The sequence below is a fragment of the Nocardia sp. NPDC058244 genome, assembly GCF_042882065.1.
Lineage (GTDB): Bacteria > Actinomycetota > Actinomycetes > Mycobacteriales > Mycobacteriaceae > Nocardia.
Genome location: NZ_JBHVWX010000001.1, coordinates 788,214 through 801,761, shown reverse-complemented (window position 1 = coordinate 801,761; position 13,548 = coordinate 788,214). Strand labels below are relative to the sequence as shown.

The 13,548-nt window shown below is 70.2% G+C and carries 15 protein-coding genes and 1 pseudogene; 8 read left to right on the top strand and 8 right to left on the bottom strand.

Annotated features, from left to right (window positions below):
- Window positions 1-80: 80 nt before the first annotated feature.
- The 4 genes from ACFVW6_RS03980 to ACFVW6_RS03965 form a co-directional block, all read right to left on the bottom strand.
- A complete protein-coding gene (locus ACFVW6_RS03980) occupies window positions 81-1,394 on the bottom strand; it encodes an amidohydrolase family protein (protein WP_378823819.1) in 1,314 nt (437 codons plus the stop codon).
- Window positions 1,395-1,522: 128 nt separating this feature from the next.
- Entirely contained in the window at window positions 1,523-2,635 is a 1,113-nt protein-coding gene (locus tag ACFVW6_RS03975) for a winged helix DNA-binding domain-containing protein (protein ID WP_378823820.1), read from the bottom strand.
- Window positions 2,636-2,694: 59 nt separating this feature from the next.
- Window positions 2,695-3,669 (bottom strand): NADPH:quinone oxidoreductase family protein, encoded by a 975-nt coding sequence (locus tag ACFVW6_RS03970; RefSeq protein WP_355273763.1) that lies wholly within the window; start codon window positions 3,667-3,669, stop codon window positions 2,695-2,697.
- Between the two features lie 56 nt (window positions 3,670-3,725).
- Window positions 3,726-5,384: a protein kinase gene (locus tag ACFVW6_RS03965; protein WP_378823823.1), complete on the bottom strand. Its 1,659-nt coding sequence runs from the start codon at window positions 5,382-5,384 to the stop codon at window positions 3,726-3,728.
- 142 nt (window positions 5,385-5,526) lie between these two features.
- Between ACFVW6_RS03965 and ACFVW6_RS03960 the strand changes: the two genes are divergently transcribed.
- Complete coding sequence (locus ACFVW6_RS03960; RefSeq protein WP_355273769.1) at window positions 5,527-6,300, top strand: acyl-ACP thioesterase domain-containing protein; 774 nt, start codon at window positions 5,527-5,529, stop codon at window positions 6,298-6,300.
- Window positions 6,301-6,333: 33 nt separating this feature from the next.
- Here the strand turns inward: ACFVW6_RS03960 and ACFVW6_RS03955 are convergent, their stop codons facing one another.
- Complete coding sequence (locus ACFVW6_RS03955; RefSeq protein WP_378823825.1) at window positions 6,334-8,001, bottom strand: FAD-dependent oxidoreductase; 1,668 nt, start codon at window positions 7,999-8,001, stop codon at window positions 6,334-6,336.
- Between the two features lie 158 nt (window positions 8,002-8,159).
- Here ACFVW6_RS03955 and ACFVW6_RS03950 point away from each other — a divergent pair, with 158 nt between their 5' ends.
- Window positions 8,160-8,651 (top strand): histidine phosphatase family protein, encoded by a 492-nt coding sequence (locus tag ACFVW6_RS03950; protein WP_355273775.1) that lies wholly within the window; start codon window positions 8,160-8,162, stop codon window positions 8,649-8,651.
- Between the two features lie 11 nt (window positions 8,652-8,662).
- Here ACFVW6_RS03950 and ACFVW6_RS03945 read toward each other — a convergent pair whose 3' ends face one another.
- Window positions 8,663-8,866, bottom strand: a complete 204-nt coding sequence (locus ACFVW6_RS03945; protein ID WP_355273778.1) for a hypothetical protein — start codon at window positions 8,864-8,866, stop codon at window positions 8,663-8,665.
- A gap of 48 nt (window positions 8,867-8,914) precedes the next feature.
- Here ACFVW6_RS03945 and ACFVW6_RS03940 point away from each other — a divergent pair, with 48 nt between their 5' ends.
- The 6 genes and pseudogenes from ACFVW6_RS03940 to ACFVW6_RS03915 all read left to right on the top strand — a co-directional run bounded on the left by ACFVW6_RS03940 (window position 8,915) and on the right by ACFVW6_RS03915 (window position 12,701).
- Window positions 8,915-9,283, top strand: a complete 369-nt coding sequence (locus ACFVW6_RS03940; protein ID WP_218719632.1) for a VOC family protein — start codon at window positions 8,915-8,917, stop codon at window positions 9,281-9,283.
- Window positions 9,284-9,372: 89 nt separating this feature from the next.
- On the top strand, window positions 9,373-9,840 hold the full coding sequence (locus ACFVW6_RS03935) for a MerR family transcriptional regulator (protein WP_378823830.1): 468 nt from the start codon (window positions 9,373-9,375) through the stop codon (window positions 9,838-9,840).
- Window positions 9,837-10,853, top strand: coding sequence for an aldo/keto reductase (locus ACFVW6_RS03930; RefSeq protein ID WP_378823831.1), 1,017 nt, complete (start codon window positions 9,837-9,839; stop codon window positions 10,851-10,853). Before ACFVW6_RS03935 ends, ACFVW6_RS03930 begins: the two co-directional genes overlap by 4 nt.
- Window positions 10,854-10,908: 55 nt before the next feature.
- Window positions 10,909-11,370, top strand: a pseudogene (locus ACFVW6_RS03925) (carboxymuconolactone decarboxylase family protein); the annotation flags it as partial.
- Between the two features lie 15 nt (window positions 11,371-11,385).
- Window positions 11,386-11,715 (top strand): GNAT family N-acetyltransferase, encoded by a 330-nt coding sequence (locus tag ACFVW6_RS03920; RefSeq protein ID WP_378825593.1) that lies wholly within the window; start codon window positions 11,386-11,388, stop codon window positions 11,713-11,715.
- A gap of 5 nt (window positions 11,716-11,720) precedes the next feature.
- Window positions 11,721-12,701, top strand: coding sequence for a pirin family protein (locus ACFVW6_RS03915; protein WP_378825595.1), 981 nt, complete (start codon window positions 11,721-11,723; stop codon window positions 12,699-12,701).
- Between the two features lie 37 nt (window positions 12,702-12,738).
- On the opposite strand, the gene ACFVW6_RS03910 is transcribed toward ACFVW6_RS03915, so the two are convergent.
- Window positions 12,739-13,218, bottom strand: a complete 480-nt coding sequence (locus tag ACFVW6_RS03910; protein WP_355273790.1) for an SRPBCC family protein — start codon at window positions 13,216-13,218, stop codon at window positions 12,739-12,741.
- Window positions 13,215-13,547: a metalloregulator ArsR/SmtB family transcription factor gene (locus tag ACFVW6_RS03905; protein WP_357342625.1), complete on the bottom strand. Its 333-nt coding sequence runs from the start codon at window positions 13,545-13,547 to the stop codon at window positions 13,215-13,217. The genes ACFVW6_RS03910 and ACFVW6_RS03905 overlap by 4 nt, the downstream gene beginning before the upstream one ends.
- Between the last annotated feature and the right edge of the window lies 1 nt (window position 13,548).

Below are 13,548 nucleotides of genomic sequence, written 5' to 3'. Positions count from 1 at the left end.
TGCGTGCAACTTGTGATTGAGATCAGTGTGAATTGCCAGAATTACATGCAATGTGTTGTTCGTTTCCGGTGTATTAACAATCAGCGCATGCGAAGCAGGCGCGATGCGAGGTCCTGCGCGTCGACCCGGGTGCTGACGCCGTCGCGGAGCACGGCCTCGCCGTCGACCCAGACGGTGTCGATCACCCGGGGTGACGCGGCGGTGAGCAGCGTGGCGCCGGGGTCGAGCACCGGCAGACAGGCGAAGTCGCGATCGAAGCGGACCAGGGTGAGATCGGCGCGGTCACCGACGGCGACGCCGGTGCGGGTCGGCCTGCCGAGGACGCGGCCCGCCGCGCCGGTGGCCATGTGCAGCATGTCGGCGAAGCCGAGCAGGTCGGCCCGCTTGGTGGCCGCACGCTGTAGGAACGCGCCGAAGCGCAGCGCCAGCAGCATGTCCTGGGTGTCGTTGCTTGCGGCGCCGTCGACGCCGAGCGTCACGTCGACGCCCGCGGCCAGCAGCTCCGGCACCGGGGCGACGCCGCTGCCGAGACGCATATTGGAGACCGGGTTGTAGGACACGGCCACACCGCGCTCGGCGAAGACCGCGCGGCCGTGCGCGTCGAGGTTGACGCAGTGCACCGCCAAGGTGCGGTCCCAGAGGAAACCGCTCGCGTCGAGGTAGTCGACGGCACCGGCGCCTGCATGCAATCGGCACATGTCGTCGTCGGTGGTGGTCTCCAGAACATGTATCGACACCGTCTTGCCGGTCGCCTTGGCGTATTCGCGGGTGGCGGCCATCCCCTCCGGGGTGAGGCAGCGGGGGTTGGGCACGGCCAGCGCGGTGGTGATCCGGGTGCCGCGCAGCTGCGCGTCGAGGGCGTCGACGTGGGCCAGCGCCTCGTCCAGCGGCTGCAGCAGGCGCGGATCCAGGCCCCACTTGCGGGTACTGTCGGCGCGATCGGCGATGCCGCGACCGAGCACGACCCGGATACCGAGCTCGTCGAGCGCCCGGATCATCGCCTGGTGGACCGCGTCCGACGGGTTCGGCCACAGGTGCTCGACCACCGTGGTGACCCCGCCGCGCAGCAGTTCCAGGCCACCGGCCAGGGCCGAGAGATAGGTCTGCTCCGGCGTGGCCGCGACCGTGAACTCACCGACGCAGCGCAGCCATTCGAGCAGTGGCAGCCCCTCACCGGCACCGCGCAGCACGGCCTGTTGCAGGTGGGTGTGGGTGTTGACGAAGCCGGGCAGCAGATAGCCGGAACCGCCGTCGAAACGGGGCAGACCAGCGTGTTCGGGACCGGCCGCCAGGGCGACGACGACACCGTCGCGGACGACGACCTCGCCGGGCGCCCAGCCCTGTTCGGTGTAGACGGTGACGTCGGTGATGACAACGGACGCGGGGGAACCCATGCGCGCACCTCTTCTGCGGATGCGGCTGGTTCGCCCGCCCGGTTCGGCGGAGCACGTCGTCCGTTGCAGCCATGAACGTCGTGGCACCGACCCTAGGAAGCCGGTGTTGCCACGGCGTTAAACGCGTGTCACGGCCGGACGTCCGCGCCGGGCGCCAGGATCTCCACGGCGGGCGTCGATTCCGGCTCGAGGAAGGCGAGCAGCGCCGCGGCCTCCGCTTCGACCTGCGCCGCTTCGGCTTTCGTCCAGGCGCGGACCGGGCTGATCCGCAGGCGCGCGGTGCCGGACTTCACGAAGACCTTGTACATCCCGGCGAGGAAGCCGTCGATGAGCACCGGGGAGACCCAGGAGGCGAAGGCGCGCAGCGGCGGCGCGGAATCGTCGCCGAGGACGCGGCTGCGGTCCTGATGGGACAGCAGCAGGTTGTCGTACCAGCCGAGCAGGCGGACCGGCGCGGGCTGATCGGGGTCGGCGAGGGTGAGGTCGGCGGCGTCGTAGAGGGTGCGGCCGCGTTCGTCGGTGTAGGTGCGGACCCGGTCACCCAGCGCGGCGACGGCCTGCTTCATGGCGGGCAGCCGGGACCAGGTCTGCATGTCCATCGTGCTGGCGGGCCCGAACGCGCGCAGGTAGCGCAGGATCAGTTCGGCCACCGGATAGTCCGGGTCGAGCGGGGCGCCCAGCCAGGGTTCGACCCGCGACCACACCGGCCTGCTGTTGTCGCGCCAGCGGCCGCGCGGCGGGGTCTGCAGGACCGGGAGCTGGTAGAGCCAGGTCTGCACGACCGGGCCCGGATCGCGGTCGGGATAGAGCCTGGCCGCCTCGGTGCGCAGGTCGGCGGCGGGCATCGGCGCGTCGCCGAGCACGGATTCGCCGTGCGCGCGCAGCTCCTCGGGATCGAGACCGACCATCGCCCCGTAGTTGAAGCCCTTGCGGAACGGCACCTTCTCCAGTTCCGGCTGGATGTGCGGCGCGATCCGCAGCGCGTCCGGCGGGGTGACCAGGTGAATGGTGCCGCGCATCAGGGTGATCCGCACCAGCGACCGATCCTCCAGCCCGGCCGACACCGTCGCCGGATCGAAATCGGTGATCCGGCTCCACAATCCGACGAACGGCGGCGGCACATCCTGGGCCTGCAGGCCGACGAGGTGATCGCACATCTGCGGGGTGCTCAGCGTCGAGCGCTCCAGCAGGTGCTGACGCGCGAGCAACGTCCGGTTCAGCACCCGATTCGACAGCTGCATGCGACTCCTTCGACGGCCCGGTGACGAGGTGGACGATACTGGCCCACCCCGACCCGCGCTCAGCGCAGCTGGACGACGACCTTGCCGGTGGCGGTCCGGTTGTCCAGCGCCGCAACGGCTTCGGCGGTCTTCTCCAGCGGGTACAGCACCGGCTCCGGCGCGGGGATGGCACCGGAGGCCAGCAGCGGCTCGACCTCGGCCCACTGTTCGGCCAGGTAGGTCGGGTGCGTCATCACCCACTCGCCCCACGCGGCCCCGACCACCTCGACGTTCTTGAGCAGCAGCCGGTTCACCTTCACGGTCGGGATCTCGCCCGCGGTGAAACCGACCACCAGCAGCCTGCCGCCGCCGGCCAGCGAGCGGACGCTGTCGGTGAAGCGGTCGCCGCCCACCGGGTCGAGCACGATGTCGACGCCGCGGCCGTCGGTGAGCTCCTTCACCGCGGCCAGCCAGCCCTCGGTCAGCACGACGTCGGTCGCGCCGTTGGCCTTGGCCACCTGCGCCTTCGACTCGGTGCTCACCACGGCGATCACCCGGCCCGCGCCCAGCGCCCTGGCCATCCGCAGGGTGGAGGTGCCGATGCCGCCCGCCGCGCCGTGCACCAGCACCGTCTCGCCCTGGGCGATCCGGCCGCGCTTGGTCAGGCAGAAGTGCACGGTGAGGTCGTTGAACAGGATGCCGGCGCCGGCGTCGAGCGAGACGTTGTCGGGCAGCTTGAACACGGCGTGCTCGGGCGAGACGGCCACCTCGGCGACGGCGTTGCCGAGCATGGTCAGCGCGGCGACCCGATCACCGGGGCGCAGCGCCGAGCCCTCCGGCGCCTCGCGCACCACGCCCGCCACCTCGCCGCCGACGACGAACGGCAGGCCCGGCTTCATCTGGTACAGGCCGCGCGTCATCAGCACGTCCGGGAAGGCGATGCCCGCGGCGTGCACGTCGATCAGGACCCCGCCGGGATAGGCCACCGGCTCGGGCAGGTCGACGATCTCGATCGCCGACGGACCATCCAGCTTGCCGACCTGGGCTGCGCGCATTTTCCAAAACCTCTCTCGGTGACACCCTCTACCGCGAACATATCCCGGCGGGCCGATCAGCGATGGGCGAATTCCGTCACCGACTCGCTGGCCAGCACGGATCCACCCTTGACGATGGTGAGCCCGGCGGGGCTGAGCTGATACTGCGTGCCGTCGGTCGGGTTGGTGGCGGTGAAACCGCCGCCGCCGGTCGGCACCGGGTCGTCGAGTTCGATGCCGAGGCTGTCGCTGGCCCTGGCGCCCTTGTAGTAGTAGCGGTTGTCGCCGGTATGGCAGATGACCACGCGCGAACCGGTGGTGCGCGCGATCGTCATCGCGGCGTCGTTGTCGTTGCAGCGTGGGCTGTTCAGGAAGCCCTGGCCGTCGGCGCCGCTGACACTCGATTGCAGCGGCGGCACCGTCGTCCTGGTCGGGCTCGGCACGACCCGCGTGGTGGTGACGGTCTGGCTGACCGTGTCGATCACCGGCGGCGGGACGAGCTCACCGGTGGTCGTGATCGGCGGATCGGCGATGGTCTTCTGCTTGTCGTCGCCGACGCTCAGCATCACCCACACCGCGGCGCCGACCACAGCCACCACGATCAGCGCGCCCAGCGCCCCGGCCAGGATCGGCGTCGACGAACCGCGCTGCGGCGGCAGCGGCAACGGTGCGGACGGATGCGTGTACCCGCCGACCCGGGTGGGCTGCTGCGGGGCGCCGACCTGATAGCCCGGCGGCGGCGTCCACTGCGGCTGCGGACCGGAGACCTGCGGAACCACCACCTGGGGGCCGGACACGGTCGGCGGTGGCGGCGCGCCGGTGTCGTAGGACCGGGGCCCGGTCACCGGGCCGACCACGGTCGCGGCCGCCACCTGCGGACCGGGCGCGGTGCGCGGGGCGGCCCGCTCGCCCTGCACCAGCGCCGCGCGGGCGGCGCGGGCCAGGTCACCGGGGGTGGCGTAGCGCTGCCCCGGCCGCTTGGCCATGCCGCGATCGATCACCGGATCGAAGAACTCCAGCGCCGGGTCGACGGCGCTCGGCCGCGGCGGTGGCGCCATCTGATGCGAGCCGATCGCGCCCGCGAGGCTGTTCACCGGGTACGGGACCCGCCCGACCAGCGCCTCGTAGAGCACACAGGTGAGCGCGTAGGTGTCGACGGCGGCGGTCAGCGGCGCGTCCTCGAAGCGTTCCGGCGCCATGTAGGCCATCGAGCCGACGGCACTGCCGGTGCTGGTCAGCTGCGGATCGGAGTCGGTGTGGGCGATGCCGAAGTCGACCAGGTAGGCGAACATGCTGCTGGTGAGCAGGATGTTGGCTGGCTTCACGTCGCGGTGGATCAGGCCGATCTCGTGCGCGGCGTCGAGCGCGGCGGCGATCTGCTCCACCACCTGCACCGCCTCGCCCGGCGTCAGCCTGCCGTGCCGCTGCAGGCGGTCCTTGAGATCGGTGCCCTTGACCAGCCGCATGTCGATGTAGAGGACGCCGTCGACCTCGCCCCAGTCGTGCACCGGGATGACGTGCGGTTCCTGCACACTCGCCATCGCGTGCGACTCCCGGCGGAATCGCTGCACGTAGACGGGGTCCCTGGCCAGCTCGCGGTTGAGTACCTTGACGGCGACAGTACGACTCTTGGAGGTGTCGTAGGCCTCGTAGACCTCCCCCATACCGCCGACTCCGAGGAGTCTGCGCATTTCATAGCGCCCGAACATCGAGCCCGCCATCGCCCCGCCGGCCATTCCTGCAGGCTACCGGGAGCCGGTGGAATCCGATACCGCTTGCCCCGGCTCCGCGTGAGGGTGTGATCTGCGCCCCGTAAAGTCGTCAGCAGAACTACGCAAGAAGTCGCGGCACACCTGGTGCGCCGTGCAAGGAGCACACGTGTCACTCGAACAGCCACTGGCCCCGCTTCCCCAGGAGGGCATGGGTTTCGCCGCGGCGTGGCCCGTCCGGGCTGGCGACGTGGATCCCTATCACCGGCTGCGCTTCGATGCCGTGGCGCGCTACCTGCAGGACATCTCCTGGGACGAACTCCATCAGACGGCCCTGCACCGCACCGACCCCACCTGGATCGTGCGCCGCACCGTCATCGATGTCCTCCGGCCGGTCACCTGGCCCGATCAGGTGCACCTGACCCGCTGGTGTTCGAGCATGTCGACCCGGTGGACGAACATGCGCACCCGGATCACCAGCGACGGCGGCGGCCTGATCGAGACCGAGGGCTTCTGGATCAACCTCAGCGAGTCCAGCAACCTGCCCGCCCGGATCAGCGACGAGGGCCTGGCCTACCTGGCCCGATCCACCGACGAGCACCGGTTACGCTGGCGGCCCTATCTCACCGATCCGGCGCCGCGCGAATCCGACACCGATCTGCCGTTCCCGGTGCGCGCGACCGATATCGACCAGTACAACCACGTCAACCACACCTGCTACTGGCAGGCGGTCGAGCAGTTCCTGGTCGACTACCCGAAGCTGGTCGCCGGACCGCACCGCGCGGTCATCGAATACGTGGCCCCGGTGCTGGCCCGCGAGCACATCACGGTGCGCGGCCGCTACGAACCGGGTGACCGGACCGGCCGCCCGGTGCTGCGGCTGTGGTTCGTGGTCGGTGGGATCACCACGACCGTCGTCCGGATCATGCCGCTGCCGGACTAGCCCCGGCCCGCCGCGCGGACCGGGGCCTTCCGGCTAGCCCTTGGCCGCTTTGAGCAGGTCGGCGCGGGTGGTGAACTTGACCCGCGGCCTGCCCGCCGCCTTGCCCGCCGCCTTCTCGGCCTGGTCGATGGTCTTCCAGCCCTTGCGGTCGACCAGCTCCGGCTGCCGCTGCGCGAGCAGGGCCTGCAGCGCCGCCCGGTCACCGGTCGGCGCGGTCAGCTTGCCCGCGATGAAGTCGGCGATCAGCGCCTCCACCGTCTCCTCGGCGTCGACCCGGTTGGAGCCGATCACCCCGCGCGGACCGCGCTTGATCCAGCCGGAGACGTACACGCCCGGCACCGGCTCGGTCGCCTCGATGACGCGGCCGTGCTCGCTGGGCACGGTGCCGCGCCGCTCGTCGAACGGCAGGCCCGCGATCGGCACGCCGCGGTAACCGATCGAGCGCAGCACCAGACCGGTGTCCAGCGACTCGGTGCGGTCGGTGGCGGTGGCCACCAATTGCCCGTTCTCCTCGGTCAATTCGTTGTGCGCGAACTCGATCGAAGTGGCCTTGCCCTCGCCGTGCACGGCGGTCGGCGTGGTCAGGTAGCGGAAGACGATCCGCTTGTGCGCCGGGTCGTGCTCCGCGGTGGCGTACTCCTGCGCGAGGGTGTACTTCAGCCGCAGCGACGGCTCGATGTTCGGGTCGTCCAGCAGGGCCTGGCTGTGCGGGTCCAAGGCCATGTCGGCCGGATCGACGACGACGTCGACACCCTTCAGGTGCGTCAGCGACAGGAACTCCGGGGTGCTGTAGGCGGCCTGCAGCGGGCCGCGCCTGCCGAGGATCACCACCTCGCGGATGTTGCTGTTGCGCAGCGCGTCCAGGGCGTGGTCGGCGATGTCGGTCTTGGCGAGCTCGTCCGGGTCGACGGTGAGCACGCGGGCGACGTCGAGCGCGACGTTGCCGTTGCCGACGATCACCGCGCGCTCGCCGGACAGGTCGAACTCACGATCGGCGAAGTCGGGGTGACCGTTGTACCAGGCGACGAACTCGGTCGCCGAGTGGCTGCCGGGCAGGTCCTCGCCGGGCACGCCGAGCTTGCGATCGCTGGACGCGCCGACCGCGTAGATCACCGCGTGGTGGTGATCGAGCAGTTCCTGGTGGTCGATGTGCTGCCCCACCTCGACGTTGAGGTAGTACTGCAGCGTCTCGCGGCGGAAGGCCGAGTCGAACATGTTCGCCACGTTCTTGGTGCCCGCGTGGTCGGGCGCGACGCCCGCCCGCACCAGACCCCAGGGGGTCGGCAGCCGGTCGAACATCTCGACCTCGACGTCGCTGCGGCGCAGCAGTTCGTCGGCGGCGTAGCAGGCGGCCGGGCCGGCGCCGACGATCGCGACGCGCAGGGTGCCCAGTTCCTTGGGCGGACGGGTCGGGGTGGCCAGCGGATCGAAGTTCGACTCCAGCGGGTGGCGCTGGAAGTAGGCGGCGTTGATCTCGCGGTACCTGGCCAGCGAGGCGAGCAGGTCGTCCTCGGAGAAGATGGCGTCCACCGGGCACGCGTCGACACAGGCTCCGCAGTCGATGCAGGTGTCGGGGTCGATGTACAGCATCTCCGCCGTGGCGAACTCCGGCTGATCCGGAGTCGGGCGAATGCAGTCGACCGGGCACTCGGTGACGCAGCTGGCGTCGTTGCAACAACGCTGCGTGATGACGTAGGCCATAGTGTGCAGATCCTCGAAATGTGTGGTCGGTGGCTCGAGACGTCGTCCGGAGCGGGCCCGCGGCGGGTGTGCCACGAACACATCTACGGTGACGCAGCTTTCAGTGTGCCTCGAGTGTGACCGCGACCTCACCCGCGGTCGGGATTACGGTGGTTCCCATGGTGGCGACCCTCATCCTGATGCGGCACGGAAAATCGGCGTACCCCGACGGAGTCGGCGATCACGCCCGCCCGCTGGCGCCGCGTGGGCAGCGGGAGGCGGCCCTGGCCGGTGCCTGGCTGCGCGACACCCAGCCGCCGATCGACGCGGTGCGCTGCTCGACGGCCACCCGGACCAGGCAGACGCTCGCCGCGACCGGGATCGACGCGCCGGTGGAGTACACCGACGACATCTACGAGGCGAACCCGCACACCCTGATCGAGCTGATCCAGCTCACCGACGATGCCGTCGGCACCCTGCTCGTCGTCGGCCACGTGCCCGGAATCCCGTGGACCGCTTGGGAACTCGCGGCCAATCGCGACTCCGATCAGGCGACCGAGCTCAGCCGCAAGTTCCCCACCTCGGCGCTGGCCGTGCTCGAGTTCGACCGGCCGTGGGCACAGCTGGACCCGGGTTCGGGTGAACTCACCTTCTTCCACGTTCCGCGCTGAGGCGGCCGCGGCTACTTGAGCAGCTTGCCGCCGACGACGATGCCGACCCCGAGCAGGGCGAGCAGCACGAAGGCGACGAAACCGTTCGTCAGCCACCACACCACGCCGAGCACCAGCACCACCGGCGCCACCGCGATCGCGGTGATCACCGGGCTCTCCTTGACCGTCTCCCAGGCCGATCGGGCCCTGACGCGGTCGATGTTCTTACCAGCCATGTGATCCAGACTACGTTTCTGTCGGCCACCGGTGCCATGCTGAACGGCATGGATTGGAAAATCGAACTCGTTGCCATCCCGGTCACCGACGTCGATCGGGCCAAGGACTTCTACACCAGCATCGGCTTCAACGCCGATCACGACCACACCCCGAGCCCGGACATCCGCTTCGTCCAGCTCACCCCGCCCGGTTCGGGCTGCTCGATCTGCATCGGCCGCGGCCTGACCAGCGCCGCCCCCGGCAGCGTCGAGGGCATGCAGATGGTCGTCCCCAGCGCGCAGCAGGCCTACGAACAGCTCGTGGCCGCGGGCGTGGAGGCCAGTCCGGTGCAGGACATGGGCTGGGGCCTGTTCACCTTCTTCGCCGACCCCGACGGCAACCGGTGGGCCGTGCAGGAGCTGCCGAAGTACAACTGAATTCGCTCGTCCCGCGAGAATAAGTCTTGCTTGGAGCGCACTCCAGGTGGATAGCGTCGACTGGGTTCCACGAGAAAGGGACGAGCACGATGGATCAGGACGCGGCCCTGCGCGCCACCACCGCCGGGGACGACGATCGCGAACGCCCGCGATACTCGATCGGCCAGGTCGCCGAGCGATCGGGCCTCAGTCGCGACACCCTGCGCTGGTACGAGCGGATCGGGCTGATGGGCTATGTCGGCCGCGACCACACCGGCAACCGGCGCTTCAGCGACCGCGACCTGGAGTGGCTGGAGCTGATCAGCCGGTTGCGGCTGACCGGTATGCCGGTGGCCGACATGATCCGCTACGCCGAACTGGTCAGGGCGGGTGAGCAGACCTACCCGGAGCGGCTCGCGATGTTCCGGCAGACCAGGTCCGACGTGCTCGACAAGATCGCGGAACTCCAGCAGACCGTGGCCGTCCTCGACTACAAGATCGCCATCTACGAGGGCAGATCCGAGACCGATCGGCCGGCCACGCTCACCGCGCACACGAGCGAAGGAACCGATACATGAGCACCACCGCGACGCTGCCGACCACCGCCCTCGGCACCGACGGCCCGCTGGTCGGCGTGCAGGGTCTGGGCTGCATGGGCATCAGCGAGTTCTACGGCGAGACCGACGAGGCCGAGTCGCGCGCCACCCTCGAGCACGCGCTCGAACTCGGCGTCACCCTGTTCGACACCGCCGACATCTACGGCTCGGGCCACAACGAGGAGTTCCTGTCCGGGTTCGTCCGCGCGCACCGCGACGAGCTGGTGATCGCCACCAAGTTCGGCATCGTCCGCAAGGCCGACGACCCCGGCTACCGCGGCTTCGACAACTCCCCCGGCTACATCCGCGCCGCGGTCGACGCGAGCCTGCGCCGCCTCGGCATCGACACCATCGACCTGTACTACATGCACCGCCGCGATCCGCGGGTGCCGATCGAGGAGACCGTCGGCACGCTGGCCGAACTCGTCACGGCGGGCAAGGTCCGCGCGCTCGGGCTCTCCGAGGTGACCGGCGACGAGCTGCGGGCCGCGCACGCGGTGCACCCGATCGCGGCCGTGCAGTCGGAATGGTCGCTGTTCTCCCGCGACGTGGAGCGCACCGCGGTGCCCGCCGCCGCCGAACTCGGCGTGGCCTTCGTGCCGTACTCGCCGCTGGGCCGCGGCTTCCTCACCGGCGCCTTCCGCACCGCGAACGACCTCGGCGACAAGGACTTCCGCAGGTTCCAGCCGCGCTTCACCGGCGATAACGCCGAGCACAACGCCGAGCTACTCGCCCCGCTGGCGGCGATCGCCGAGGCCAACGGGATCACCTTGGCCCAGGCGGCGCTGGCGTGGGTGCACGCGCGCGCCGAGGCGCACGGCCTGCCGGTCGTGCCGATCCCCGGCACCCGCAAGCGCGCCCGGCTGGCCGAGAACGTCGCGGCGGCCACGGTGCGGCTCACCGCCGAGGAGCTCGCGACGCTGGAGCCGATCGCCGCGCGGGTGGCGGGCAACCGGTACGCCGACATGTCCTTCACCTCCGCGGGCCGGGAGTAACCGTCGGCGCGCCGCGGTCCGACGGGCCGCGGCGCACGGCGCTAGCATCGCCAGGGTGACCGAACGCCACGACCGCGTGTGGATCGACAAGCAGCATCCGGCGATCTTCAAGGCGCTCAGCGCGACCGCCGCCGAGATCCGCGCCGCCGCCGCGGCCGCGGGGATCGAGCGGCGGCTGATCGAGTTGATCAATCTGCGCGTCTCCCAGATCAACGGCTGCCCGTACTGCCTCGACGTGCACGAGCACGCGGGCCTGGGCGCCGGCTTGTCGGCGCAGGAGATCGCGGTGCTGCCCGCGTGGCGGCGCGGCGGCACGTATTCGGCCGCCGACCGGGCCGCGCTCGGGCTGGCCGAGGCCGTCACCACGCTGCCCGACGAGGAGCGCACCGATCGGGAATACGAGATCGCGCGCGAGCATTGGTCCGATGAACAGATCTCGGTGATCGTCTGGATCGCCGTCGCGATCGGCGCGTTCAACCGCGTGTCGATCCTGAGCGCGCACCCTGTTCCGGTGCGGAAGGAGCGCAAGAAGATGTCCGAGACCACCCCCGCCGCGTCGACCGAGCCGGAGCGCCGCGTCGCCAACAACCCGGCGAAGAACCGCTACGACGTGTTCTACGACGGCGAACTGGCCGGCTTCGCCGAGTACATCGAGCGCGACAACGACACCGATTTCATCCACACCGAGATCGACGGCGCCTACGCGGGCAAGGGACTGGGCGGCGTGCTCGCCCGCCAAGCCGTCGAGGACGTGATCGCGCGCGGCCGCACCATCACCGCGCACTGCCCGTTCATCCGCGGCTGGCTCGACAAGCACCCCGAGTACGACGCGCACGTCGTCGGCAAGGGCATCGCCAAGTGAGCGATATGGAGCTCGATCCCGCCGAGGCGCTGTGCGAACCGTCGCCGAGTCCGGGACCGATCACCGAGCTGTACCCCGCCAGGGAGGTACCGCTGGGTGGCGTGCGCGGCGTGTACGTGGAACGCACCCTGCCGCAACGTGATCTGCCGACCGTCGGCGCGTGGTGCTTCCTGGACCGGTTCGGCTCGCCGACCGTCACCCGGACCGGCGCGTCGCCCGACATCCTGCCGCACCCGCACATCGGCCTGCAGACGGTGACCTGGCCGTTCGACGGCCGGATCCGGCACCGGGATTCGGTGGGCTCCGATGTCGAGATCGAGCCGGGCCAGCTGAACCTGATGACCTCGGGTCGCGGCATCGCGCATTCGGAATTCGGCGTCCCCGGCGCGCACGCGGGCAACGGCCTGCAGCTGTGGATCGCCCTGCCCGGCACCGCGACCGGCGTCGAACCGCATTTCGAACAGCATCGCGAGCTGCCCGGGTACGAGGAACCCGGGCTGCGGGCCACCGTGCTGATCGGCTCGCTGGGCGGTGTCACCTCGCCGGCGCGGGCCTACACCCCGATCGTCGGGGCCGATGTCGTGCTCGACCCCGGCGCCGAGGTGCGGCTGCCGCTGGAACGCGCGTTCGAGCACGCGGTGCTGGTCATCGAGGGCACGGTCGTCGTGGACGGCACCGAGCTCACCGCCGGACCCCTGCTGTATCTGGGCACCGACCGGGCCGAACTGCGCCTGGCGAGCTCCGAGGGCGCGCACTTCGCGCTGATCGGCGGCGAGCCGTTCGCCGAGGAGCTGGTGATGTGGTGGAACTTCGTCGGCCGCAGCCACGACGAGATCATCGCGGCCCGCGATGCCTGGGAATCGCACGACACCAGCCGTTTCGCCGGGGTGGTCGGCCATCCGCCCGAGGAGCGGATCCCCGCCCCGCCGCTGCCGCCGCTGCGCTTGAAGCCGCGCAAGCGGGCCACCGGCTGCGCCCACCGCTGATCCGGCACCGCCTGTCGCGGCGCCGGATCGGCGATCGCTAGCGGCCCTCGGCCAGCAGTACGTCGAGGGCGCGGTAGCTGTCGTTGAGGCCGCCTTCCATCCCGGAGGCGAGCATGCCCGCGCATTCCTCGGCGGTGTGGAAGATGCTGTCGGTGACCACCCTGGTGCGGCCGTTGCCCAGGTCGACGAAGGTGGTCGAGTCGATCGAGATGTGCGCGGGCATGCCGTCCCATTCGAAGGACTGCACGATCCGCTCCTTCGGGGTGATCTCGCGGAAGCGGCCCTCGAATCCGTAGGACTCGTCGCCGTCGTGCTCGACGAAGCGCCAGTGCCCGCCCTTGCGGAATTCCCAGCGTTCGACGTCGACCACATGCCCGCGGCCCCACCAGCGCGAGAGCTGCTCGATCCGGCTGTAGGCGTTCCACACCCGGTCCAGCGGTGCGTCGAAATCGCGTTCGATGTGGACTTCGCGGTCCGAGGTCGAGGTGATGACCGCGTCGTTGGTCGTTGTGCTCATTGCTCTGGCTCCGTTCGTTCGAGGAATTCACCGAGACGGTCCATCCGGGCTTCGAGCATCTGCCGATAACCCTGCATCCAGGCCACCTCCCGGTCGAAGACGTGGTCGCCGATCCGGCAGTACCGGACCCGCCCACGCTTCTCGGTGACCACCATGCCCGCGTTCTCCAGCAGACCGATGTGCTTCTTGATGCCGGTCAAGGTCATCTCGAAGCGCTCGGCCAACTCGCTGATACTGGCGGGCCCACGCCCGAGTCGCTCGAGGATGCCCCGCCGGGTGGGGTCCGCGAGCGCCCCGAACGAGGCATCCAGGAAGTCATACTGAACCATC

What these genes read in the sequence shown, in the direction of transcription:
- ACFVW6_RS03980 (WP_378823819.1), bottom strand. Translation starts at nt 1,394, where the DNA reads ATGGGTTCCCCCGCGTCCGTTGTCATCACCGACGTCACCGTCTACACC.
- ACFVW6_RS03975 (WP_378823820.1), bottom strand. Translation starts at nt 2,635, where the DNA reads ATGCAGCTGTCGAATCGGGTGCTGAACCGGACGTTGCTCGCGCGTCAG.
- ACFVW6_RS03970 (WP_355273763.1), bottom strand. Translation starts at nt 3,669, where the DNA reads ATGCGCGCAGCCCAGGTCGGCAAGCTGGATGGTCCGTCGGCGATCGAG.
- ACFVW6_RS03965 (WP_378823823.1), bottom strand. Translation starts at nt 5,384, where the DNA reads ATGGCCGGCGGGGCGATGGCGGGCTCGATGTTCGGGCGCTATGAAATG.
- ACFVW6_RS03955 (WP_378823825.1), bottom strand. Translation starts at nt 8,001, where the DNA reads ATGGCCTACGTCATCACGCAGCGTTGTTGCAACGACGCCAGCTGCGTC.
- ACFVW6_RS03950 (WP_355273775.1), top strand. Translation starts at nt 8,160, where the DNA reads ATGGTGGCGACCCTCATCCTGATGCGGCACGGAAAATCGGCGTACCCC.
- ACFVW6_RS03945 (WP_355273778.1), bottom strand. Translation starts at nt 8,866, where the DNA reads ATGGCTGGTAAGAACATCGACCGCGTCAGGGCCCGATCGGCCTGGGAG.
- ACFVW6_RS03940 (WP_218719632.1), top strand. Translation starts at nt 8,915, where the DNA reads ATGGATTGGAAAATCGAACTCGTTGCCATCCCGGTCACCGACGTCGAT.
- ACFVW6_RS03935 (WP_378823830.1), top strand. Translation starts at nt 9,373, where the DNA reads ATGGATCAGGACGCGGCCCTGCGCGCCACCACCGCCGGGGACGACGAT.
- ACFVW6_RS03930 (WP_378823831.1), top strand. Translation starts at nt 9,837, where the DNA reads ATGAGCACCACCGCGACGCTGCCGACCACCGCCCTCGGCACCGACGGC.
- ACFVW6_RS03920 (WP_378825593.1), top strand. Translation starts at nt 11,386, where the DNA reads ATGTCCGAGACCACCCCCGCCGCGTCGACCGAGCCGGAGCGCCGCGTC.
- ACFVW6_RS03915 (WP_378825595.1), top strand. Translation starts at nt 11,721, where the DNA reads ATGGAGCTCGATCCCGCCGAGGCGCTGTGCGAACCGTCGCCGAGTCCG.
- ACFVW6_RS03910 (WP_355273790.1), bottom strand. Translation starts at nt 13,218, where the DNA reads ATGAGCACAACGACCAACGACGCGGTCATCACCTCGACCTCGGACCGC.
- ACFVW6_RS03905 (WP_357342625.1), bottom strand. Translation starts at nt 13,547, where the DNA reads ATGGTTCAGTATGACTTCCTGGATGCCTCGTTCGGGGCGCTCGCGGAC.